The organism is Pseudomonas sp. R-28-1W-6, from assembly GCF_009799925.1.
In the GTDB taxonomy this organism is placed as follows: Bacteria; Pseudomonadota; Gammaproteobacteria; order Pseudomonadales; family Pseudomonadaceae; genus Aquipseudomonas.
In genome coordinates, this window is sequence record NZ_WELK01000011.1 from 48,054 (window position 1) to 70,276 (window position 22,223).

The following is a 22,223-nucleotide window of genomic DNA, read 5'->3' on the forward strand; positions in this document are numbered from 1 at the left end:
CGTGCCGGCACCAGAATGGTGCCCTGCGCCAACGCTTGCGGCAGTCGACGAATGGCCTGGCGAACCGGCGATAAAACCACCCCGCAGAAAAAAAACTTCAAGCAGGGTGTTGACTTAGCTCGGCCAGGTGCGTAAATTTCGCCACCTCGCAAGGCTACTCGGGTGATTAGCTCAGCCGGGAGAGCATCTGCCTTACAAGCAGAGGGTCGGCGGTTCGATCCCGTCATCACCCACCATATCCTTGTGAGAATCGGACGAAAGTCCGGCCGACGCGCAGCGGTAGTTCAGTCGGTTAGAATACCGGCCTGTCACGCCGGGGGTCGCGGGTTCGAGTCCCGTCCGCTGCGCCATATCAGAGAAGCCCTCAGCTCGCAAGAGCTGGGGGCTTTTCGCATCCGGCGAAAAAAATTTCGCCGTCATCGCATTGTCATCGGGAATCTTCAGGCTGTTGGCATGGTCCTTGTTTAGGCCATATCGTCACACCAGGAGGAAGTCCAATGGATGATTACGTAGAAGAGCTGCTCGAGTACCACGCCGATGAGCGTGATCCGGCGGAGCCGGCCGAAGACGCCACCGAGCTGTGAAGGCCGTCAGGCTTGCAGGCGCTGGCTGCGGCGGAACTCCCCCGGAGTCTGCCCGCTCCAGCGCTTGAAGGCGCGCTGAAAGGCCTCTGCCGAGGCGAAGCCGAGCAGATAGGCAATTTCGCCGAACGCCAGTTCGGTGTCCCTGATATAGGCCATGGCCAGATCGCGGCGGGTATCGTTGAGAATCGCCCGGTACTGGGTGCCTTCTTCGGCCAGCTTGCGCCGCAAGGTCCACACGGGCAATTGCAGGCGCGTGGCCACTTCCTGTAGATCCGGTTCCCGACCATGCAGCAGCGGCCCGAGCAGGCGGGCGATGCGTTCGCCCAGGCTGCGCGTGCGGGTCAGCTGTTCCAGTTCCCGTTCGCACAGCGCCAGCAGTTGCTGCCAGGTGCTCGGGCAGTGCGCCAGGCCGCGCCCGGCCAGGGTCGGTTGCTCCAGGCGCAGCTGGTTGGCGCCGGCAGCGAACTCCACCGGACAGCCGAACAGCTCGCTGTAGCGCTCGGCATAGCTGGGCGCGGGGAATTCGATCTCGACCTTTTCCACCTTCAGGGCGCTACCGCCGAGCTGGCTCAGGTGGCTGTACCAGCCGGCCAGCACCGAGTCGACCACGAAGCGGTTATAGGCGTTGTACGGGCTGATCGAGTAGAAGCGCAGCCAGGCGCCGCGGCTGTCCTCGTGGAGGCTCGACTGGCCGCGGTAGTTGTGCGCGTACAGCGGCTCGAAACGAGTAAGCGCGCGTGCCGCTTCACGCAGGGTCGGGGCCTGGGCCGCCGTGACCCCGGCCAGACCGAGTTGGCCCATATGGCTCAGGCGGCCCATGGCCAGGCCCAGCGCCGGGTCGCTGCACAGCTGCATGGCGGCGTGACCCAGGCGCATGTAGCGCGGGATCGACAGGCGCCCCTGGGGTTCGGCCAGGCGGGCGGCGTCCAGGCCGAACTGAGCCAGCAGGGGCGCCGGATCCTGGCCCGCTTCGCGCACGGCGGCGCTCAGGCCGTGGATGAACCCCACGGACAGGTCGCCCAGGCGCACGCGCCGGCCTTTCATGGGGCGATCCAGAAATTCAGCAGCTTGCTGTGGCTGTCCGGCGAGGCGGCGGTGAGCTGCAGCTGCAGGCGGTCGGTTTGCACTGGCCACAGGCGGCCGCGCAGGACGGTCACCCCGGTCGCGGTGCTCTGCTGGCGGCGCAGGCTGACCGTCTCGATCAGCGGGCCGCTGCCGCCATTGCCGCGGGTGCTGAGCCGGTCGTCGCCCAGGACCTGTTCGAAGGTCCGCGGGGCCGCGCTGCTGGCGAGCAGGGTCTGGCTGCGCGCCGGGCCGAGGATGCGGCCGTCGGCGGCAAAGCTCAGGCCGAAGTCGTGCAGCTCGCCGTGGCCGGTGACGATGCGTCCGTCGACCAGTCGCGGCTCCGGCAGGGTGATGCTGCCGGCGTGCAGGGTCAGTGCGTGCTTGCGCGCCAGCTGAGCGAACAGTTCGAGGTAGTCGTCCGCCGCCTGCTGGGCTTTCATGCGCAGCAGCAGTTCGTCGAGCGAGGCCGCTTCGCTGAACCACCAGCTGCGCAGCAGCTTCAGCGGGTTGTTCAGCGCCAGCAGCGGGCGGGCTTCGCGCAGGCTGCGCGCGGCATAGACCTGCGGCTTCTCGTCGCTCAGCAGCAGCCAGGTGCCGATCTGGGCAGGCAGCACCACCACGGTTTGCGCGGTCAGCAGGCCGTTGTCGCGGGCATGCAGCAGGGCGCTGTCGAGCTTGTGGGCAAGCCGTGCGGGGCTGCTGTAGTCGCTGGGGAACAGGGCGGGGTTGAGGCTCAGCAGGTTGCCGTGCCAGTCGGCCGGCCCGCCCAGTTGCTCGATATCGCTGCGCAAGTCGGTGAGGTAGTGGCTGGGCGGGGTGTCGCGCAGCCAGAAGGCGTAGGCGCCGCCGAGGCCGAGCAGGAGGGCGGCGAGCAGCAGGAGGAGCAGAGTACGCATGGCGGTGATGATGATGGGTTCGTCGCTCAGGGTAGGGGAGTGGGCCGGCAAAGCCAAGTCGGGCTGCTCGTTTTGATCAATAACTTGTCAGTTTTGATCATTGAGTGCCTGCCTGCCGCTCTTTATCTTCTGCTGCATAACCGACCGCAGTCCTGTTGAGACCGCGGCACCCCGTGAACTGTTCAAGCCTGCTCTGGAGAACTCCATGACCGCTCACTACCCGCACCTGCTGGCGCCGCTCGATCTCGGCTTCACCACCCTGAAGAACCGTACCCTGATGGGCTCGATGCACACCGGCCTGGAAGAGAAGCCGAACGGCTTCGAGCGCATGGCGGCCTACTTCGCCGAGCGCGCCCGCGGCGGCGTCGGCCTGATGGTCACCGGCGGCATCGGCCCGAACGAGGAGGGCGGCGTGTACTCCGGCGCGGCCAAGCTGACCACGGTCGAGGAAGCCGAGAAGCACAAGATCGTCACCCGCGCGGTGCACGAGGCGGACGGCAAGATCTGCATGCAGATCCTGCATGCCGGTCGCTATGCCTACAGCCCGAAATCCGTGGCGCCGAGCGCCATCCAGGCGCCGATCAACCCGTTCAAGCCGCGCGAGCTGGACGAGGAAGGCATCGAGAAGCAGATCCAGGACTTCATCAACTGCTCCGTGCTGGCCCAGCAGGCCGAGTACGACGGCGTCGAGATCATGGGTTCGGAAGGCTACTTCATCAATCAGTTCCTCGCCGCCCACACCAACCAGCGTACCGACCGCTGGGGCGGCAGCTACGAGAACCGCATGCGCCTGCCGGTGGATATCGTGCGCCGCGTGCGTGAGGCCGTGGGCCCGAACTTCATCATCATCTACCGCCTGTCGATGCTCGATCTGGTCGAAGGCGGCAGCACCTGGGACGAGATCGTCCTGCTGGCCAAGGCCATCGAGAAGGCCGGTGCGACCCTGATCAACACCGGTATCGGCTGGCACGAGGCGCGTATCCCGACCATCGCCACCAAGGTGCCGCGCGCGGCCTTCACCAAGGTCACCGCCAAGCTGCGTGGCGAAGTCGGCATTCCGCTGATCACCACCAACCGCATCAATACCCCGGAAGTCGCCGAGCAGGTGCTGGCCGAAGGCGATGCCGACATGGTGTCCATGGCCCGTCCGTTCCTCGCCGACCCGGACTTCGTCAACAAGGCCGCCGCCGGTCGCAGCGACGAGATCAACACCTGCATCGGCTGCAACCAGGCCTGCCTGGACCACACCTTCGGCGGCAAGCTGACCAGCTGCCTGGTCAACCCGCGCGCCTGCCACGAGACCGAGCTGAACTACATTCCGGTCACCACCGTGAAGAAGATCGCCGTGGTCGGTGCCGGCCCGGCCGGGCTGTCCGCCGCAACCGTCGCTGCGGAGCGCGGCCACAGCGTGACCCTGTTCGACTCGGCCGGCGAGATCGGCGGCCAGTTCAACGTGGCCAAGCGCGTGCCGGGCAAGGAAGAGTTTTACGAGACCCTGCGCTACTTCAAGAAGAAGCTGGAAACCACCGGCGTCGACCTGCGCCTGAACACCCGCGTGTCGGCCGACGAGCTGGCCAAGGGCGGCTTCGACGAGATCATCCTGGCCACCGGTATCGCCCCGCGTACCCCGGCCATCGAAGGCATCGACAGCCCGAAGGTGATCAGCTACCTGGATGCCATCCTGCAGCGCAAGCCGGTCGGGCAGAAGGTCGCGGTGATCGGTGCCGGCGGCATCGGCTTCGACGTGTCCGAGTTCATTACTCACCAGGGCGAGGCGACCAGCCAGAACCGCGAGGCCTTCTGGAAGGAGTGGGGCATCGACGGCGCGCTGGAGGCCCGTGGTGGCGTGGCCGGGATCAAGGCCGAGGTGCATCCGGCGGCGCGCCAGGTGTTCCTCCTGCAGCGCAAGAAGTCCAAGGTCGGCGACGGCCTGGGCAAGACCACCGGCTGGATCCACCGCACCGGTCTGAAGAACAAGAACGTGCAGATGCTCAACTCGGTCGAGTACCTGAAGATCGACGACGCCGGCCTGCATATCCGCATCGCCGAGGGCGAACCGCAGGTGCTGCCGGTGGATACCGTGATCGTCTGTGCCGGCCAGGACCCGCTGCGCGAGCTGCAGGACGGCCTGGTGGCTGCCGGGCAGAGCGTGCACCTGATCGGCGGCGCCGACGTGGCCGCCGAGCTGGACGCCAAACGGGCGATCAACCAGGGTTCGCGCCTCGCCGCCGAACTCTGACCGACAAACGCCCCGCCTAGTGCGGGGCGTTTTGCATGTGGCTGACAATAACAAGGAGAAACCCATGTCCACCGATCTTCACTTGCAACCGGCCGCGGCTGCCAGCCTGCAGCGCTGGCACCAGTTCGTTGCCGCCCAGGATCTGCGCCAGCTGCCCGAGCTGCTGCACTCGCAGGCGGTGTTCCGCTCGCCGATGGCGCACACCCCCTATCCCGGCGCGCCGATGGTCAACCTGATCCTCAACACCGTGCTGCAGGTGTTCCAGGAATTCGCCTACCACCGCGAGCTGGCCAGCGCCGATGGCTTGAGCGTGGTGCTGGAGTTCAGCGCCAAGGTGGGTGAGCGCGAGCTCAAGGGCATCGACATGATCCGCTTCGACGAGAGCGGCAAGATCGTCGAGTTCGAGGTGATGATCCGCCCGATGAGCGGCCTGCAGGCCCTCGGCGAGGAGATGGGGCGGCGCCTGGCGCCTTTCCTGGCACGCAAACCGGCCTGATAGCCCCCGACCGCATCACAGTTTCACCTTGCCGATGGCTGTTCGCGGCCAGCTGGCAGGGTGACTGCCAACCCAATCACATTGCCCGCTTTGCATTTTCCCCTAGACTTGCCCGAGGCAAGGAGCAGTGCCTGTTTTACCGCTTTCGCGTGCCCAGGAAGAAGGCCCGCAAGACAGTAAGTATCAGCCGGGTGCCGCGAGGAACGTCATGAGCATGCAGAACAAGCCGCAGATGGTCGAAGCCGTGATGTTCTTCACTGAACAGCGCGGTGTCTGCAAGGAGATGTTTTTCCCTGAATTCGAGGCTCTGCTCGATGGCGTGGTGAACATGCCCGAGTTCGCCGACGAGCAGGTGCGCATGGCCTACCTGCTGATCAACCCGCGCCTGATGATTCGCGCCGTGGTGTTCTTCTATCTGGATTTCGACAACAAGGGCGCCGCCGATAAGGGCTGGAACCTGCCGTTGCGCCATCTCGCCGACAATGCCGGGCGCGGCCCGGACCTGGGTGCCGGGCCGATCCGTCTGGCCTGCCGCAGCCAGTGCCCGGTGTCCTGGCACCAGATGCACCTGTGGGACCCGAGCCTGGCCCCCGGCAAGAACGACCTGGTGCTGTTGCGCGATGCGGTCAAGCGCAATGCCCTGGGCATTCTGGTAGATGACGATTCGACCGCCGTGGTGCTGCCCGAGCGCCTGCACATGGTCGCCGAGGACAAGTGGCAGGCGCCCGATCCCGAGCGCGATGCGGCCCAGCAGCAGGCCCAGCAGCAGGCCGAGCGCAAGGACCAGGAGCATCGCCTGAAGACCGCCCAGCTGATCAAGCAGCAGCGCCTGCGCATCAGCACCCTGGGCAAGCAGTATGAAGAGGAGCTGGCGCGCCTCAAGCTGGCCGGCGAGGAACAGCAGCGCGCCTTGCAGACCGAAGTCCACAACCTGCACCAGGCGCTGCGCCAGCAGGAGGAGCTGAATGCCAGCCTGAAGGAACAGCTGAACGGCCAGGGCGATATCCTGCAGAAGAATCGCGAGGAAATGACCCAGCAGCTGCGCGCCCTGGAGCGCCACGGGCGTACCGAGGTGGACATCCTGCGCTCGCAGTTCGAGAGCGAGCTGCAGGCCAAGGTTGCCGCGGCGGTGGCCGAATACAAGGAACAGGTGGCCGTGCGCGATGTCGAACTGGCCTACCGCAGCGAGCAGGATGCGCAATTGCAGCAGGAGCTGGAGCGCCTCAAGCGTGAGCGCGACGAGTTCGCCAGCCAGGGCGGCGAGCAGATTCTCGAGCGTCTGGCCAAGCTCGGCGTGGTGTTCGTGGTCTATCACCCGGGCGCCGGCCACCTGACCATTCCGCTGCAGGACATTGCCCGTTACCAGGACAATCCGATGAGCTACGCCGCGGCCAAGTGCTTCGTTTCCGAGGCGCAGTACCGCCAGTGGCTGAGCCACTACCAGCAGCCGACCTGCGAGGCCAGCCTGCCTTCCGGCTCCCGTTGCGCCATGCCGATCGACCGGGTGGAAACCCCCAGCCGCTTCATCATCGGCGACTCCAACTGCTGTGCCCGGCACAAGGCTGGCAGCCGACTGCGCACCGTCGGCTAGTGCCGCTGCGTGTCCCGCACTGGGCGCCCGGCGCGCCCCTGCAGCCGTTATCCCTGCACTGGCTGAGTGCCGCCGCCGTCGAGGTCGCGGTGCTGCGTCTCGATCTGCTCGATCCGCTGGTTTCCGGCAACAAGTGGTTCAAGCTGCAGCCGCACCTGCACGCCGCCGCAGCTGCCGGGGCTGAAGGCCTGATCAGCCTGGGCGGGGCCCACTCCAATCATCTGCATGCCCTGGCAGCCGCCGGTCGGCGCTTCGGCTTCACCACGGTGGGGCTGCTGCGCGGTGAGCCGCAGGACACCCCGACCAGCCGCGATCTGCAGGCCCTGGGCATGCAGTTGCACTGGCTGGGCTACGGCGGCTATCGCGCGCGTCATCGCCCGGACTTCTGGGCACCCTGGCTTGCGCGTTACCCGCAGCTGCAGCCGGTACCCGAAGGCGGTGCCGGGCTGCCGGCGGCGCAGGCCTGTGCCGCCATCGTCGAGCTGGCCCGCCAGCAGTTGGCGCAGCTGGGCTGGGCCGACTACCAGGGCTGGTGGCTGGCGGCCGGCACGGGTACCACCCTGGCCGGGCTGGTACTGGCCGAGGGCGGTGGCCGCCCGGTGCATGGCGCCATGGCCGTACCCGCCGGGCATGGTGTGGAAAGCACCGTGGCCGGGTTGCTGGGGGCGGCCGGCCAGGGCGATGCCGGTTATCGTCTGCTGGATGCCAGTCGCGGTGGTTTCGCCCGGATCGACGATGAGCTGCTGGCTTTCCTGCTGGCCACGGAGGCCGAGGCTGGCGTGCCGCTGGAGCCGGTCTACACGGCGAAAGCGCTGCTGGCATTGCGCAGCGAGGTTGAGGCCGGTTACTTTGCCCCAGGTACCCGCCTGTTGTTCCTGCACACGGGTGGGCTGCAAGGGCGCCGGCCCGTGGCGCAGCGCCTGCAGGATCTGGCCGGCCGCCGAGGCGTGGCGCCAGCAAGCACAATCAAAGGATAGGTTCTGATGAGCGAGCCCCTGAACCCCGAGCAGTTGCGCAGCTTCACCCCGCTCAACGTGTTGTCCGAGCAGCAGTGGCGGGAGTTGCGCAGCCAGCTGGTGCCGCAGCACGTGCTGGCCGGGCAGCTGCTGTTCCGCCAGGGCGACCAGGCGCGCACCACCTATTACCTGCTCTCCGGCGAACTGCTGCTGCGCGCGGCGGATGGCCAGCAAGAGCGTCTGCAGGCCGGCACGGCCGCCAGTTGCCACCCGCTGTCGCCGAGCCTGCCGCGCCTGCACGAGGCTCGGGCGCTGAGCGATGCCAGCGTGCTGGCGCTGGACAGCGCCACCCTGGGGCGGCTGCTGACCTGGCGCCTGGCCTACCAGGACCTGCTGCTGGAACTGTCTGGCAATGGCGAAGACAGCGAATGGCTGGAGCGCCTGCTGGAAAACCCGCTATTCGCCAAGGTGCCGCCGGCCAACGTGCGCGAGATGCTCGAGCGCCTGCACCCGATCGACCTGCCAGCCGGCAGCCGGGTGCTGGTCGAGGGCGAGACGGGCGACTGCTGCTACTTCCTCAAGAGCGGGCGCGCCGAGGTGATTCGCGGTGCCGGCAGTGCCCGCCAGGTGCTGGCTGAACTGGAGATCGGCTCCTGCTTCGGCGAGGAGGCGCTGCTTTCTGACCTGCCGCGCAATGCCAGCGTGACCCTGCTGGAGCCCGGCGTGGTGCTGCGCCTGGATCGCCAGGACTTCTTCGCCTTGCTCAAGGCGCCGGTGGTCGACGAGGTGTCCTTCGGCGAGGCCGCGCGTTTGCTCGGCAGCGGCGCGCAGTGGCTGGACGTGCGTCTGCAGGACGAGTACGAACGCTCCCATGCCCAGCACAGCCTGAACATGCCCCTGCACCTGCTGCGCCTGAAGGCGCGCCTGCTGGACAAGGCCAGGACCTACCTGTGCTACTGCGACAGCGGCAAGCGCAGCGCCAGCGCGGTATTTCTGCTCTCGCAGCTGGGCTTCAGCGCCTACGCCCTGCGTGATGGCCTGGATGCCTTGCCGCCGATCCAGCGCGATGCCCTGTTGTGCGAGAGCGGCCCCGGTTACCTGGCACGCTCCGGCGGGCGCACCGAACGCAGTCACTGAGCGACGGAGCTGATGGGGGCTGCTGCGCAGTTTTCCAGCCTATGCGGACGTTCAGCCGGGGTAGGGCGGATCATGCTGCGCTTCCCCAGCATTACGGCGATGGGGCGCGCTGGCCACCGGCGCTCTTCTATGGATAGGCGCGGTTCGGCCAGTCGTCACTGACGAGGAAGGCTCGCTCGGCTTCCCGCCAGTCACCATCGGCACCCGGCTGCAGGCGCACCAGCAGTTGCGCGGGGGCGTCGGCAGGCAACTGCTGCAGCCAGTCGGCCAAGCGGCCGGCGCCCCACAGCTGATCCGCCTCCAGGCGTGCCGGCGCCAGCCAGGCCTGGCGCGGCAGAACCTGCCAGTGCGCATCTGTATCCCGTTCGGTGAAAGTCGTCCATTCCCGCCGATGCAGCCAGCGCCCGCGCAGGTGCTGCGAATCGGCGCCGACCGGCGCCTGGCAGTCGCTTGCCCAGGGGTAGAACAGGTAGCCGCTCAGCCACATGCCGGGGCGCGGTGGTTCCTGGCAGATGCCGGCCAAGGCGCTGCGTGCCTGCGGCGTTGCCGAAAGCGGCAGCTGGTGCCCGGCCATGTGCTGCAGCTTGAGCCCCAGGCGATCCTCACTGGCCGGACCCAGCCAGTGGTCGGGGTCTTCGCCGGGATGCCGGCGTGGCCCGAGGTAGAGCTTGATCGCCAGTTCCAGGTGATGCACGCCGTCAGTATCGCGCAGCAGCAGATCCAGTTCTCCGAGGGTTTTGCCCTGGGCGCGGATCGCCAGGTTGGCGGCCAGCAGCTGCACATCCGGCACCGCCTGCAGGGCGAATTGCCAGAGGCGTTCGTAGTAGCGCCCCAGGCGGCTGGAGCCGCCCGCGAGAAAGTGCTGCAGGGCGCTGCAGTCGTGTTCCTGGCGCAGCAGCCATTCGCCCAGGTGTTGCGGCTCGGCTAGCCAGATGCTGGCGGCCAGCGGGTGGCGCAGTGGCAGCTGCGCGTCACCGTGCAGCAGTGGCGGGGCGAGCAGGGTCCAGGCCAGGTCGCGTACCTGGGGCTGGCGCAGCTGGCCGAGCAGTTCGTCGAGCAGGGGCAGGCTGTTCATTTGCCGAGCATAGCCGAGGCCGGTTTGCCGCTGTGCCGGCCTTTCGCCCATAATCCGGGCATTCCTCCCGTTGCAGAGCGCCCCATGGAGCAATTTCGCAATATCGGCATCATCGGTCGTCTGGGCAGCTCCCAGGCGCTCGATACCATTCGCCGCCTGAAAAACTTCCTGCTCGAACGTCATCTGCACGTGATCCTCGAAGACACCATCGCCGAGGCCTTGCCCGGTCACGGTCTGCAGACCTCGTCGCGCAAGCTGCTGGGCGAATTCTGCGACCTGGTGATAGTGGTCGGCGGCGACGGCAGCATGCTCGGCGCCGCGCGCGCCCTGGCCCGCCACCAGATCCCGGTGCTTGGCATCAACCGCGGCAGCCTGGGCTTTCTCACCGACATTCGTCCGGACGAGCTGGAAGTGAAGGTCGCCGAGGTGCTCGAAGGCAACTTCCTCGAAGAGAGCCGCTTCCTGCTGGAGGCCGAAGTGCGTCGCCACGGCGAAGCCATCGGCCAGGGCGACGCGCTCAACGACGTGGTGCTGCACCCGGGCAAGTCGACCAAGATGATCGAATTCGAGCTGTACATCGACGGCCAGTTCGTCTGCAGCCAGAAGGCCGACGGCCTGATCATCGCCACCCCGACCGGCTCCACCGCCTATTCGCTGTCCGCCGGCGGGCCGATCATGCACCCCAAGCTGGACGCCATGGTCATCGTGCCGATGTACCCGCACACGCTGTCCAGCCGGCCGATCGTGGTCGACGGCAACAGCGAGCTGAAGGTGGTGGTGGCCGCCGACCTGCCGATCTACCCGCTGGTCTCCTGCGACGGCCAGAACCACTTCACCTGCGCGCCCGGCGACACCATCACGGTGGCCAAGAAGCCGCAGAAGCTGCGCCTGATCCACCCACTCGACCACAACTACTACGAGGCCTGCCGCACCAAGCTCGGCTGGGGCAGCCGCCTCGGTGGGCAGGACTGACATGTACCTCGACCCGGCCCGCGGCTACGACCTGATCGGCGATGTGCACGGCTGTGCGCATAGCCTGGAGCGTCTGCTGGCCCAGCTGGGCTACCAGCGCCAGGCCGGCGTCTGGCGCCACCCGCGGCGCATGGCGCTGTTCCTCGGCGACATCATCGACCGCGGCCCGCATATCCGCGAGGCGCTGCACCTGGTTCACGACATGGTCGCCGCCGGCGAGGCGCTGTGCATCATGGGCAACCACGAGTACAACGCCCTCGGCTGGGTCACCCCGGCCCCGGCCGACAGCCGCCGGCACTTCGTGCGCGAGCACACGCCGCGGCACAAGCGCCTGCTGCAACAGACCCTGGAGCAGTTCGAAGGCCATCCCGGCGACTGGCACGATTTCCTCGCCTGGTTCTACCAGTTGCCGCTGTTCATCGACGCCGGGCGGTTCCGCCTGGTGCATGCCTGCTGGGACGGCGGGCTGATCGAGAGCCTGCGCAAGCAGTACCCGGACGGGCGCATCGACCAGGCCTTCGTCCAGGCCTCCGCGGTGGCCGGCAGCTTCGCCAATCGGGTGTTCGAGCGCCTGCTGCGCGGCACCGACATGCGCCTGCCCCAGGGCCTGACCCTGACCAGTGAGGAGGGCTTCAGCCGCGCCTTCTTCCGCACCAAGTTCTGGGAAGACAACCCGCAGACCTACGGCGATGTGGTGTTCCAGCCCGATGCGCTGCCCGAGGATGTGGCCCGCACGCCGCTGTCGCCGGCCGACCGCAATCGCCTGCTGCAATACGGCCTGGACCAGCCGATGCTGTTCGTCGGCCACTACTGGCGCCGCGGCCGCCCGGCGCCGATTCGCGCCAACCTGGCCTGCCTGGACTACAGCGCGGTGATGGCCGGCAAGCTGGTGGCCTATCGTCTCGACGAGGAAAGCCAGATCGATCCGGACAAGTTCGTCTGGGTCGAGGTCGATCCGCCGGAGGCGCCGCGATGAACGCCGTGGCGGCCCTGCGCCGACCGCTGGGCGAGGACCTGAGCGGCTTTATCGCCCTGTTGCGCCAGCTCCGGGTGCCGCACCGGGTCAGCGAGGAGTCCGGCGAGCAGGTGCTGTGGGTGGCCGATGAAGCCCAGGCCGAAGGCGTGCGCGGGCTGTTCCAGCGCTACCCCCAGGGCGACGCGGCGGCGCTGTTGCCCGTTGCCGAACGACGCACGTCGCGCCCGGGCATCCTCAGCCAGCTGCGCGCCAGCCCGCTGACCGCGCTGATGCTGTTGCTCACCCTGATCGTCGCCGCGCTCACCGGACTGGGCGGCAACCACGCCGCCATGCACTGGCTGACTTTCCAGGACTACCGGATCGCCGGCCAGTACGCCTATTTCACGCCCTGGCCGGACAGCCTGCAGGCCGGGCAGTGGTGGCGCCTGGTCACGCCGATGCTGATCCACTTCGGCTGGTTGCACCTGGCCATGAACGCCATGTGGTACTGGGAGCTGGGGCGGCGCATCGAGGCACGCCAGGGCGGCCTGATGCTGCTCGGTCTGACCCTGGTGTTCAGCCTGCTGTCCAATCTGGCGCAGTTCGGCTTCGGTGGTGCCGGCCTGTTCGGCGGCCTGTCCGGGGTGCTCTACGGCCTGCTTGGCTACTGCTGGATCTTCCAGCTGCTGGCGCCGACCCCGGCCTACGTCCTGCCGCGGGGGGTGCTGGCGATGATGTTGATCTGGCTGCTGGTGTGCCTGAGCGGCGCCATCGACCTGCTCGGTTTCGGCGCCATCGCCAACGCCGCGCATGTCGGCGGCCTGCTGGCCGGATGTGCCGCTGGCCTGTTGGGCGGTGCGCTGGCGCGTGCGCGCCGGTAAACTGGCCGCCTGTTTCCGTGATTTGCTGTTGGAGTTGCCGATGTCATCCTTTGCCGAAATGATCGAAAACATCACCCCCGAGATCTACCAGAACCTGAAACTGGCGGTGGAAATCGGCAAGTGGCCGGATGGCCGCAAGCTCACCCAGGAGCAGAAGGAGCTGTCGCTGCAGGCGATGATCGCCTGGGAAGTACAGAACCTGCCCGAGGAAGAACGCACCGGCTACATGGGCGAACAGGCTTGCGAGTCGCATGCCGAACCGATCCCTAACATCCTGTTCAAGTCCAACGACACCCTGCACTGAGAGCGCTTGATGAATGAGTTAGGGCGCGGTGCGCTGAGCAAGATGGCGGCGCGCCTGGATGCGCCGGTGCAGTACAGCTTTCGCCTGGACGAGCGGGAAATACCGGTCAACCCGCTGCTGGGCCAGCGCATCCGCCTGGAGTTCCTCGGCGCGATCCACTGCAGTCACTGCGGGCGCAAGACCAAGAAGAGCTTCGCCCAGGGCTACTGCTACCCCTGCTTCACCAAGCTGGCGCAGTGCGACAGCTGCATCATGAGCCCCGAGCGCTGCCACTACGACGCCGGTACCTGCCGCGAGCCGCAGTGGGGCGAACAGTTCTGCATGACCGAGCATGTGGTGTACCTGGCCAACTCCTCGGGGATCAAGGTCGGCATCACCCGTGCCAGCCAGATTCCCACGCGCTGGCTGGACCAGGGCGCCAGCCAGGCGCTGCCGATCTTCCGCGTGGCCACCCGCCAGCAGTCCGGCTTCGTCGAAGACCTGCTGCGCAGCCAGGTGGCGGACAAGACCAACTGGCGCGCCTTGCTCAAGGGCGATGCCGAGCCGGTCGACCTGCCGGCGGTGCGCGAGCAGCTGATGAGCAGCTGCGCCGAGGGTATTGCCGCGCTGCAGCAGCGTTTCGGCCTGCAGGCGATCCAGCCGGTCGGCGATGCCGAGGTAGTGGAGATCCGCTATCCGGTAGACGCCTACCCGACCAAGGTGGCCAGCCATGACCTGGAGAAGACCCCGGTGGTGGAGGGTGTCCTCAAGGGCATCAAGGGCCAGTACCTGATTCTCGACACGGGCGTGATCAACCTGCGCAAATACACGGCCTACCAGGTCGCCGTACTCACCGAATAAGAGGCCACAAGCCGATGCGTACCGAACAGCCGAAAATGATCTACCTCAAGGACTATCAGGCCCCCGACTACCTGATCGACGAGACCCACCTGACTTTCGAGCTGTACGAGGACCACACCCTGGTCCACGCGCAACTGCTGATGCGCCGCAATCCGGCCTGCGGCGCCGGCCTGCCGCCGCTGGTGCTGGACGGCCAGCAACTGGAGCTGCTGGAGCTCAAGCTGGATGATCGCCAGTTGAGCGCCGCCGACTACCAGCTGGACGACAGCCACCTGACCCTGCAGCCGACCCAGGAACGCTTCGTCATCGACAGCAGCGTGCGCATCCACCCGGAAAGCAACACCGCGCTGGAAGGCCTGTACAAGTCCAGCGGCATGTACTGCACCCAGTGCGAGGCCGAGGGCTTCCGCAAGATCACCTACTACCTCGACCGCCCGGACGTGATGAGCAAGTTCACCACCACGCTCAGTGCCGAACAGCACAGCTACCCGGTGCTGCTGTCCAACGGCAACCCGATCGCCAGCGGCAGCGAAGGCGACGGCCGCCACTGGGCGACCTGGGAAGACCCGTTCATGAAGCCGGCCTACCTGTTCGCCCTGGTCGCCGGCGACCTGTGGTGCGTGGAGGATACCTTCACCACCCTGAGCGCCCGGGAAGTCACCCTGCGCATCTACGTCGAGCCGGAGAACATCGACAAGGTGCAGCACGCCATGGACAGCCTGAAGAAGTCGATGAAGTGGGACGAAGAGGTGTACGGGCGCGAGTACGACCTGGACATCTTCATGATCGTTGCGGTCAACGACTTCAACATGGGTGCCATGGAGAACAAGGGCCTCAACATCTTCAACTCTAGCTGCGTGCTGGCCCGCGCCGAGACCGCCACCGACGCCGCTCACCAGCGCGTGGAAGCGGTGGTAGCCCACGAGTACTTCCACAACTGGTCGGGCAACCGGGTGACCTGTCGCGACTGGTTCCAGCTGTCGCTCAAGGAAGGCTTCACCGTGTTCCGCGATGCGGAGTTCTCGGCCGACATGAACTCGCGCACGGTCAAGCGCATCGAGGACGTGGCCTACCTGCGTACCCACCAGTTCGCCGAGGACGCCGGCCCGATGGCCCACCCGGTGCGCCCGGATGCGTACATGGAAATCTCCAACTTCTACACCCTGACCATCTACGAGAAGGGTTCCGAAGTGCTGCGCATGATCCACACCCTGCTCGGCGCGGAGACCTTCCGCAAGGGTTCGGACCTGTATTTCGCCCGCCACGACGGTCAGGCGGTGACCTGCGACGACTTCGTCAAGGCCATGGAAGATGCCAGCGGCGTCGACCTGAGCCAGTTCAAGCGCTGGTACACCCAGGCCGGCACGCCGCGCCTGGAAGTCAGCGAGAGCTACGATGCGGCGGCCAACAGCTACCGCCTGCAGTTCCGCCAGAGCTGCCCGGCCACCCCGGGGCAGAATGACAAGCAGCCGTTCGTCATCCCGGTGGAGCTGGCGCTGCTGGATGCAGAGGGCCGCGAACTGCCGTTGCAGCTGGTCGGTGAAGACAGGCCGGTAGGGCGCTCCCGCGTGCTGCAAGTAACCCAGGCCGAGCAGGCTTTCACCTTCCTTAACCTTGAGGCCAAGCCGCTGCCTTCGCTGCTGCGTGGCTTCAGCGCGCCGGTCAAGCTGAGCTTCCCCTACAGCCGCGACCAGCTGATGTTCCTCATGCAGCACGACAGCGACGGTTTCAACCGCTGGGAAGCCGGCCAGCAGCTGGCCGTGCAGGTGCTGCAGGAGCTGATCGGTCAGCATCAACGCGGCGAGCCGCTGGTGCTGGATCAGCGCCTGGTCAGCGCCTTGCGCAGCGTGCTGGAAAACGCCAGCCTGGATCAGGCCATGGTCGCCGAAATGCTCTCGCTGCCGGGCGAGGGCTACCTCACCGAGATCAGCGAAGTGGCCGATGTCGACGCCATCCACGCCGCCCGCGAGTTTGCTCGCGGCGAGCTGGCCAGCGCGCTGTTCGCGCCGCTGTGGGCGCGCTACCAGGCCAACCGCGCGCTGTCACGCAGCACCGCCTATGTCGCCGAGTCGGCGCATTTCGCCCGCCGCAGCCTGCAGAACATTGCGCTGTCCTACCTGATGCTGACCGGCAAGCCGGAGGTGTTGGCCGCCTGTCTGGAGCAGTTCGAAGTCTGCGACAACATGACCGAGCGCCTCGCCGCCCTGGCCGTGCTGGTCAACTCGTCGTTTGAAGCGGAGAAGAACGAGGCACTGAAGTCCTTCGCCGAGCACTTCAAGGACAACGCTCTGGTCATGGACCAGTGGTTCAGCGTGCAGGCCGCCAGCACCCAGCCGGGTGGCCTGGCGCGGGTACAGGCGCTGATGCAGCACCCGGCCTTCACCCTGAAGAACCCGAACAAGGTGCGTGCGCTGATCGGTGCCTTCGCCGGGCAGAACCTGGTCAACTTCCATGCGGCCGACGGCAGCGGCTACCGCTTCCTGGCCGACCAGGTGATCAGCCTGAACGCCTCCAATCCGCAGATCGCCTCGCGCCAGCTCGGCCCGCTGACGCGCTGGCGCAAGTACGACGAGCAGCGCCAGGCGCTGATGCGTGGCGAACTGGAGCGCATCCTGGCCTCCGGCGAGCTGTCCAGCGATGTCTTCGAGGTGGTCAGCAAGAGCCTGGCCTGATGCTTCTTGCGGCCCTTTCCTGCCCGCGGGGAAAGGTCGCAAGCAGTGTTACCTAGCGCTTGCTTGGTAGCGTTATCTGTTACCCCTGCGCGTCATTCTGTTTCCTTTCCGCCTGATCAGTTTTTCCCTCTGCAAGGCCCGGTTTTACTGGGTTTCCTGCCTCAAAAATCCCGTCAGATTATTCAAGGTTCGATTGCGCCAAAGCCACGGTCGGATCGAGACAATGCTGAATATTTTGTCTTCCCTGCTGGTTTTTTAAGCAGTCGCTGCCCGGTTTTTTCGGCACTCGCGCTCGCCTGAAAAAACACCGGAGGCCGGAGCGCTTCTGGTATCGATCTTGTATTGGCAGTTGCCACGCATTTGCAGTCAGGCATCGCAATGACAGGCCGGCTGCAGATGAGCATGCGCCCATAACAAGAACGAACAATCCATGGAGCTTCAGATGGATATGCCCTTGCGCAACGCTTCACTGGGTCTGGCTCCCGCTCGTGCGGGTTTTGCCCTGGCCGGCTTGCTGGCATTGCCAGCCCAGGCGGTGGAATTCAGCCTCGCCGAGGATCAGGTCAGCGGCTCGCTCGACACCACGGTTTCTTACGGCCAATTGTGGCGCGTACAGGGCCGCGACAAGACCAACGATGACACCAACGGCAACGATGGCAATCGCAACTTCGATACCGGGCTGGTCTCCGAGGTGTTCAAGCTCACCTCCGAGTTGGAGGCCAACTACCAGAACTACGGCCTGTTCATGCGTGGCACTGCGTTCTACGACACGCAGATCATGGACAAGCGCAACGACAACGACGACTACCGTCCCAGCCAGGGTTACCCCGACGACAACAGCTTCACCTATGAGACCCGGCACAAGGCCGGGCGCGATGCGCAGATTCTCGACGCCTATCTGTTCGGCAACTGGGATGTGGGCAATATGCCGCTGACCGTCAAGGTCGGCAGCCAGGTATTCAACTGGGGCGAGGGCATCTTCTATCGCGGTGGGATCAACACCACCAACCCGGTGGATGCCGCCAAGTTCCGCCTGCCGGGCTCGGAGCTGAAGGAGGTGCTGGTACCGGTGGAGGCCTTCAACTTCAACATCGGCCTGACCGACAACCTGTCGCTGGAATCCTTCTACCAATGGAACTGGAAGGAGAGTGCGATCGATCCGGTCGGCACCTACTTCTCCGAGACCGATCTGTTCGCCGCTGGCGGCACTACGGCCTACACCGCGTATGACAACCCGCTGGTCGGTACGGTGATGGCGGGCTACCTGAACGAGGTGGCCTCCGGTCTGGTGGGCAACGGGCCTTTCGGGCCGAACGCCTATCTCGATCCGCAGCACAACGTGTTCAAGGTGGCCAATGTTGGCAGTGACATCAACGCCAAGAACGACGGCCAGTTCGGCTTTGCCCTGCGCTATGTGGCCGAGGAGCTGAACCTCACCGAGTTCGGTCTGTACTACATCAATTACCACGCCAAGGAGCCGCAGATCGCGGTGGACATGGGCGCCTATCAAGGGGTCGACATGGCAGCGCTGGGGGCGGCGCAGGGATTTTTCGCACCGGCGATAGCCACCTTCGACGCCGCCAGCAACGCCATCGCCCGCCGCGAGTACGTGGAGGATATCCGCGTCTACGGCTTCAGCTTCAACACCACCATCGGCGAGGCCTCGGTGTTCGGCGAACTGGCCTACCGGCCCAACCTGCCGGTGGGCATCAGTGCCACCAACGACCTGCTCGGCGATCTGCTGGGGCAGGGCATCTTCGGGGGCACCGACATCTACGATGGCAGCGTGGCGGGGGATCAGGCCTGTGCCGATATCTCCGGCAAGCAGTTGTGCCGCAGCCCCGTCTTCCACAACTACGAGCGGGTGGAGGCCTACAACGCCTCGCTGGGGACCATCTACAACTTCGGCGCGGGGCTCAGCTTCGATTCGCTGTTCGGCGTGGCCGAACTGGCCTCCGAGCATGTGCGGGGCAGCGATCTGACCTACGTTGCCTATGACGGGGTGGAGCGCGGTTTCGCCGGTCGGCCCAATGGCGCCTATGTCTCCGGCTATGACGACGATGACCAGCTGAGCCGCGATGCCTACGGCTACACCCTGGCCCTTTATGGCACCTGGAACGACGTCTACGCCGGGGTCAACCTGGCGCCCTTCGGCGTGTTCAAGCACAACTTCCAGGGCAATTCGCACCAGACCGGCAACTTCGTCGAGGGCGCCATGGCCTATTCGCTCGGCTTGCGCGCCAGCTACCTGAACAACCTGGAAGCCGAGCTGCAGTACACCGAGTTCTACGGTGGCGGGCAGAACAACAGCGGGCGCGACCGCGATAACCTCGGGCTCAACGTCAAGTACTCCTTCTAATCCCTTGCGCGGGCCCGGCGCATTGCGGCCGGGCCCGACTGATCACGGAGAAACACCATGTTCAACAAACCCATGCGGATCGGCGCGGCGCTCACCCTCGCGCTCTGCGCCAGCAGCGCACTGGCGGCGGTGGCGCCCCAGGACATCGCCAGGCTGGGTTCCAGCCTGACGCCCTTCGGCGCGGAAAAGGCCGGCAATGCGGACGGCAGCATTCCCGCCTGGACCGGTGGCATCACCCAGGCCCCGGCCGGCTACCAGGGCAAGGGGCGGCACCATGTCGACCCGTTCCCGGACGACAAGCCGCTGTTCACCATCACCAAGGCCAATCTGGAGCAGTACAAGAACCAGCTGACGGCGGGGCAGGTTGCCCTGTTCAACAGTTACCCGGACAGCTTCCAGATGCCGGTCTACCCGACCCGGCGTTCCGCTTCGGCGCCGCAGTGGGTGTACGACAACAGCATCCGCAATGCCGCCACGGCCAGGCTGCTGGATGGCGGCAACGGGTTCGCCGATGCCTATGGCGGGATTCCCTTCCCGATCCCGCAGAGCGGTGTCGAGGCGCTGTGGAACCATATCGTGCGCTATCGCGGCAGCTACATCGTGCGCCGTTCGGCGGAAGTGGCGGTGCAGCGCAATGGCGCCTATTCGCCGGTGGTCTCGGAGCAGGAAGCGCTGTTCCGCTACTACGACCCGCAAGGTGCCTACGCCGACCTGGACAACATCCTGTTCTACTACCTGTCCTTCACCAAGAGCCCGGCGCGCCTGGCCGGCGGTGCGGCGCTGGTCCACGAGACCCTCGACCAGGTCAAGGAGCAGCGCCAGGCCTGGGCCTACAGCGCCGGCCAGCGCCGCGTGCGGCGGGCGCCGAACCTGGCCTACGACACGCCGATCGCCGCTTCCGAAGGCCTGCGCACCGCCGACGACACCGACATGTTCAACGGTGCCCCGGATCGTTACGACTGGAAACTGCTGGGCAAAAAGGAAATCTACATCCCCTACAACAACTACAGGATTTCCGCGCCGGGGGTGAAGTACGCCGACCTGCTGCAGGTCGGCCACCTCAACCCGGCGCTGACGCGCAACGAGCTGCACCGGGTGTGGGTGGTCGAGGGCACCCTGAAGTCCGGTGCGCGGCACATCTATTCCAAGCGCACCCTGTACCTCGACGAGGACAGCTGGCAGGCCGCGGTGGTCGACCAGTACGACGGGCGCAACGAGCTGTGGCGCGTGTCGATCGCCTACCTGAAGAACTACTACGACCTGCCCACCACCTGGTCGGCGATGGAGGCCTACCACGACCTGCAGGGCCGTCGTTATCACGTGCAGAACCTCGACAGCGAGGAGCCGGGCACCGTCGATTTCTTCCAGAAGCTGCCCGAGGACAGCCAGTTCACGCCTTCCGCCCTGCGCCGTCGCGGCACCCGCTGAGGGTTGCGCTGCCGGCTGCCACGGGGCGGCCGGCTTGCTGTAGGATGCCGCGCCAGCGTGATCGCGTTGGCATTTTGCGGCATGACCCTTTGGCTGTTTTTCGACCGCATGGTCTTGCTCCGCCTGCGTGCGCTGCTTGGCGCTTTGCCCAGGGATAATCTGCTTAACTCCCGCGCGGTCGTGCTGGCAGCCTGCCAGCCCGGCCAGCGGGTCATCACCTCGGCCTTCGCCCCGGCGCGCCAGTCGACACGCGCGCCGGGCATTGCTGTGGGGCTACCCGGAAAGACTGCAGGCTTCCGGCAAAATCTGGCGGTGATGTGTAGAGTTGGCCGGCACGTGCTGGCATGAACGAGTGGAGCAAGGCAATGTTGAAAGGAGTTTTGGCGGCGGGCTTGCTGGTTTGCCTGTCGAATGCCATGGCGGCCGTGTCGCCGCAGGAAGCGCAAAAGCTGGGCGTCAGCCTGACACCGTTGGGTGGCGACAAGGCGGCGAATGCCGCGGGCACCATTCCGCCCTGGAGCGGCGGCATCACCCAGCCACCGGCGGGCTACGCCGGCGCCGGACGTCATCATGTCGATCCGTTCCCGGACGACAAGCCACTGTTCACCATCACCAAGGTCAACCTGGAGCAGTACCAGGGCAACCTGACCGCGGGCCAGATCGCCCTGTTCAAGGCCTACCCGGACAGCTTCCAGATCCCGGTCTACCCGACCCGGCGCAGCGCATCGGCGCCGCAGTGGGTGTATGACAACACCCGCAAGAACGCGACCGAGGCCAAGCTGCTGAAGGACGGCAACGGTTTCTCCGGGGCCTATGGCGGCATTCCCTTCCCGATTGCCCAGGATGGCGTCGAGGCGCTGTGGAACCACATCGTGCGCTACCGCGGCACCTATGCGGTGCGCCAGTCCTCGGATGCCAGCGTGCAGCGCAACGGCAGCTACGGCCTGGTGACCGTGCGCCAGGAGGCGCTGTTCAACTACTACCAGCAGAACGGCTCGGCCGCCGATCTGGATAACCTGCTGTTCTACTACATGGCTGAGACCAAGGCGCCGGCGCGTCTGGCCGGTGGTGCGCTGCTGGTGCACGAGCCCCTCGACCAGGTCGAGCAGGCCCGCCAGGCCTGGGCCTATGCTGCCGGCCAGCGTCGTGTGCGGCGGGCGCCGAACGTGGCCTATGACACGCCCCTGACCACCGCGGACAACCTGATGACCGCGGACGACAAGGACATGTTCAACGGCGCGCCGGATCGCTACGACTGGCAGCTGCTGGGCAAGCGCGAGATCTACATCCCCTACAACAACTACCGGCTGTCCAGCCCGGACGTGAAGTACGAGCAACTGATCAAGCCCGGGCATCTCGATCCGCAGTTCACCCGCTACGAGCTGCACCGGGTCTGGGTGGTGGAGGGCAAGCTGAAGGCGGGCGCGCGTCACGTCTATGCCAAGCGCACCCTGTACCTCGACGAGGACAGCTGGCAGGTTGCCGCGGTCGACCAGTACGACAGCCGCGGCGAACTGTGGCGCGTCTCGCTGGCCTACCTGAAGAACTACTACGAGCTGCCGACCACCTGGTCCGCGCTGGATGTGTTCCATGACCTGCAATCCGGGCGCTACTACGTGCAGAACCTGGACAACGAGGAGCGGGGCACCAGCGATTTCAGCCAGCCGGCCCCGGAGGCCAGCCACTTCTCGGTGGCGACGCTGCGCCGCCTCGGCACCCGCTGAGCAAGCGGCTACAGTGGTCGGGGCCGCGGGTGTTGTCGCGGCGCCGGCC

18 protein-coding genes and 2 tRNA genes are annotated in these 22,223 nt (G+C 66.2%); 17 read left to right on the forward strand and 3 right to left on the reverse strand.

The window, feature by feature from the left end; genetic code table 11:
* Positions 1–160: 160 nt before the first annotated feature.
* Positions 161–236 (forward strand) — tRNA-Val (locus F3I62_RS17035).
* Positions 237–273: 37 nt separating this feature from the next.
* Positions 274–350, forward strand: a tRNA-Asp gene (locus F3I62_RS17040).
* 240 nt (positions 351–590) lie between these two features.
* Here F3I62_RS17040 and F3I62_RS17045 read toward each other — a convergent pair.
* Together F3I62_RS17045 and F3I62_RS17050 are read right to left on the reverse strand one after the other, a co-directional pair.
* A complete protein-coding gene (locus tag F3I62_RS17045) occupies positions 591–1,628 on the reverse strand; it encodes an AraC family transcriptional regulator (RefSeq protein WP_160490839.1) in 1,038 nt (345 codons plus the stop codon).
* Positions 1,625–2,602 carry a hydrolase gene (locus F3I62_RS17050; RefSeq protein WP_160490840.1) on the reverse strand — a complete coding sequence of 326 codons (978 nt, stop codon included), beginning with the start codon at positions 2,600–2,602 and terminating at the stop codon, positions 1,625–1,627. Before F3I62_RS17050 ends, F3I62_RS17045 begins: the two co-directional genes overlap by 4 nt.
* Positions 2,603–2,750: 148 nt before the next feature.
* Between F3I62_RS17050 and F3I62_RS17055 the strand changes: the two genes are divergently transcribed.
* The 5 genes from F3I62_RS17055 to F3I62_RS17075 all read left to right on the forward strand — a co-directional run bounded on the left by F3I62_RS17055 (position 2,751) and on the right by F3I62_RS17075 (position 8,964).
* Complete coding sequence (locus tag F3I62_RS17055) at positions 2,751–4,784, forward strand: NADPH-dependent 2,4-dienoyl-CoA reductase (RefSeq protein ID WP_160490841.1); 2,034 nt, start codon at positions 2,751–2,753, stop codon at positions 4,782–4,784.
* Positions 4,785–4,848: 64 nt separating this feature from the next.
* Positions 4,849–5,280: a nuclear transport factor 2 family protein gene (locus F3I62_RS17060; protein WP_160490842.1), complete on the forward strand. Its 432-nt coding sequence runs from the start codon at positions 4,849–4,851 to the stop codon at positions 5,278–5,280.
* 208 nt (positions 5,281–5,488) lie between these two features.
* Complete coding sequence (locus tag F3I62_RS17065; RefSeq protein WP_160490843.1) at positions 5,489–6,871, forward strand: chromosome partitioning protein ParA; 1,383 nt, start codon at positions 5,489–5,491, stop codon at positions 6,869–6,871.
* A complete protein-coding gene (locus F3I62_RS17070) occupies positions 6,871–7,848 on the forward strand; it encodes a 1-aminocyclopropane-1-carboxylate deaminase (RefSeq protein WP_160490844.1) in 978 nt (325 codons plus the stop codon). The genes F3I62_RS17065 and F3I62_RS17070 overlap by 1 nt, the downstream gene beginning before the upstream one ends.
* Positions 7,849–7,854: 6 nt before the next feature.
* Positions 7,855–8,964: a cyclic nucleotide-binding domain-containing protein gene (locus F3I62_RS17075; RefSeq protein ID WP_160490845.1), complete on the forward strand. Its 1,110-nt coding sequence runs from the start codon at positions 7,855–7,857 to the stop codon at positions 8,962–8,964.
* A 127-nt stretch (positions 8,965–9,091) separates the two neighbouring features.
* On the opposite strand, the gene F3I62_RS17080 is transcribed toward F3I62_RS17075, so the two are convergent.
* On the reverse strand, positions 9,092–10,039 hold the full coding sequence (locus tag F3I62_RS17080; protein WP_160490846.1) for a DUF1853 family protein: 948 nt from the start codon (positions 10,037–10,039) through the stop codon (positions 9,092–9,094).
* Positions 10,040–10,123: 84 nt separating this feature from the next.
* Between F3I62_RS17080 and F3I62_RS17085 the strand changes: the two genes are divergently transcribed.
* The 10 genes from F3I62_RS17085 to F3I62_RS17130 all read left to right on the forward strand — a co-directional run bounded on the left by F3I62_RS17085 (position 10,124) and on the right by F3I62_RS17130 (position 22,174).
* Positions 10,124–11,011: an NAD(+) kinase gene (locus tag F3I62_RS17085; protein WP_160490847.1), complete on the forward strand. Its 888-nt coding sequence runs from the start codon at positions 10,124–10,126 to the stop codon at positions 11,009–11,011.
* Position 11,012: 1 nt separating this feature from the next.
* Positions 11,013–11,987, forward strand: a complete 975-nt coding sequence (locus tag F3I62_RS17090; RefSeq protein ID WP_160490848.1) for a metallophosphoesterase — start codon at positions 11,013–11,015, stop codon at positions 11,985–11,987.
* Positions 11,984–12,847: a rhomboid family intramembrane serine protease gene (locus F3I62_RS17095; RefSeq protein WP_160490849.1), complete on the forward strand. Its 864-nt coding sequence runs from the start codon at positions 11,984–11,986 to the stop codon at positions 12,845–12,847. The genes F3I62_RS17090 and F3I62_RS17095 overlap by 4 nt, the downstream gene beginning before the upstream one ends.
* A gap of 40 nt (positions 12,848–12,887) precedes the next feature.
* A complete protein-coding gene (locus tag F3I62_RS17100) occupies positions 12,888–13,151 on the forward strand; it encodes a YeaC family protein (RefSeq protein WP_160490850.1) in 264 nt (87 codons plus the stop codon).
* Between the two features lie 9 nt (positions 13,152–13,160).
* Complete coding sequence (locus F3I62_RS17105) at positions 13,161–13,991, forward strand: DUF2797 domain-containing protein (RefSeq protein WP_178122528.1); 831 nt, start codon at positions 13,161–13,163, stop codon at positions 13,989–13,991.
* A gap of 14 nt (positions 13,992–14,005) precedes the next feature.
* Positions 14,006–16,663, forward strand: a complete 2,658-nt coding sequence (gene pepN, locus F3I62_RS17110) for an aminopeptidase N (RefSeq protein ID WP_160490851.1) — start codon at positions 14,006–14,008, stop codon at positions 16,661–16,663.
* 442 nt (positions 16,664–17,105) lie between these two features.
* Complete coding sequence (locus F3I62_RS17115; protein WP_160490852.1) at positions 17,106–19,022, forward strand: DUF1302 domain-containing protein; 1,917 nt, start codon at positions 17,106–17,108, stop codon at positions 19,020–19,022.
* Between the two features lie 57 nt (positions 19,023–19,079).
* Complete coding sequence (locus F3I62_RS17120) at positions 19,080–20,450, forward strand: DUF1329 domain-containing protein (RefSeq protein WP_160490853.1); 1,371 nt, start codon at positions 19,080–19,082, stop codon at positions 20,448–20,450.
* Positions 20,451–20,507: 57 nt separating this feature from the next.
* Positions 20,508–20,798 carry a hypothetical protein gene (locus tag F3I62_RS17125; protein ID WP_160490854.1) on the forward strand — a complete coding sequence of 97 codons (291 nt, stop codon included), beginning with the start codon at positions 20,508–20,510 and terminating at the stop codon, positions 20,796–20,798.
* A 17-nt stretch (positions 20,799–20,815) separates the two neighbouring features.
* A complete protein-coding gene (locus F3I62_RS17130) occupies positions 20,816–22,174 on the forward strand; it encodes a DUF1329 domain-containing protein (RefSeq protein WP_160490855.1) in 1,359 nt (452 codons plus the stop codon).
* Positions 22,175–22,223 lie beyond the last annotated feature (49 nt).

Coding starts and splice junctions, on each gene's coding strand:
- F3I62_RS17055 (WP_160490841.1), top strand. CDS start 2,751: ATGACCGCTCACTACCCGCACCTGCTGGCGCCGCTCGATCTCGGCTTC.
- F3I62_RS17085 (WP_160490847.1), top strand. CDS start 10,124: ATGGAGCAATTTCGCAATATCGGCATCATCGGTCGTCTGGGCAGCTCC.
- F3I62_RS17115 (WP_160490852.1), top strand. CDS start 17,106: ATGGATATGCCCTTGCGCAACGCTTCACTGGGTCTGGCTCCCGCTCGT.
- F3I62_RS17100 (WP_160490850.1), top strand. CDS start 12,888: ATGTCATCCTTTGCCGAAATGATCGAAAACATCACCCCCGAGATCTAC.
- F3I62_RS17090 (WP_160490848.1), top strand. CDS start 11,013: ATGTACCTCGACCCGGCCCGCGGCTACGACCTGATCGGCGATGTGCAC.
- F3I62_RS17120 (WP_160490853.1), top strand. CDS start 19,080: ATGTTCAACAAACCCATGCGGATCGGCGCGGCGCTCACCCTCGCGCTC.
- F3I62_RS17130 (WP_160490855.1), top strand. CDS start 20,816: ATGTTGAAAGGAGTTTTGGCGGCGGGCTTGCTGGTTTGCCTGTCGAAT.
- F3I62_RS17095 (WP_160490849.1), top strand. CDS start 11,984: ATGAACGCCGTGGCGGCCCTGCGCCGACCGCTGGGCGAGGACCTGAGC.
- F3I62_RS17060 (WP_160490842.1), top strand. CDS start 4,849: ATGTCCACCGATCTTCACTTGCAACCGGCCGCGGCTGCCAGCCTGCAG.
- F3I62_RS17075 (WP_160490845.1), top strand. CDS start 7,855: ATGAGCGAGCCCCTGAACCCCGAGCAGTTGCGCAGCTTCACCCCGCTC.
- pepN (WP_160490851.1), top strand. CDS start 14,006: ATGCGTACCGAACAGCCGAAAATGATCTACCTCAAGGACTATCAGGCC.
- F3I62_RS17105 (WP_178122528.1), top strand. CDS start 13,161: ATGAATGAGTTAGGGCGCGGTGCGCTGAGCAAGATGGCGGCGCGCCTG.
- F3I62_RS17065 (WP_160490843.1), top strand. CDS start 5,489: ATGAGCATGCAGAACAAGCCGCAGATGGTCGAAGCCGTGATGTTCTTC.
- F3I62_RS17080 (WP_160490846.1), bottom strand. CDS start 10,039: ATGAACAGCCTGCCCCTGCTCGACGAACTGCTCGGCCAGCTGCGCCAG.
- F3I62_RS17045 (WP_160490839.1), bottom strand. CDS start 1,628: ATGAAAGGCCGGCGCGTGCGCCTGGGCGACCTGTCCGTGGGGTTCATC.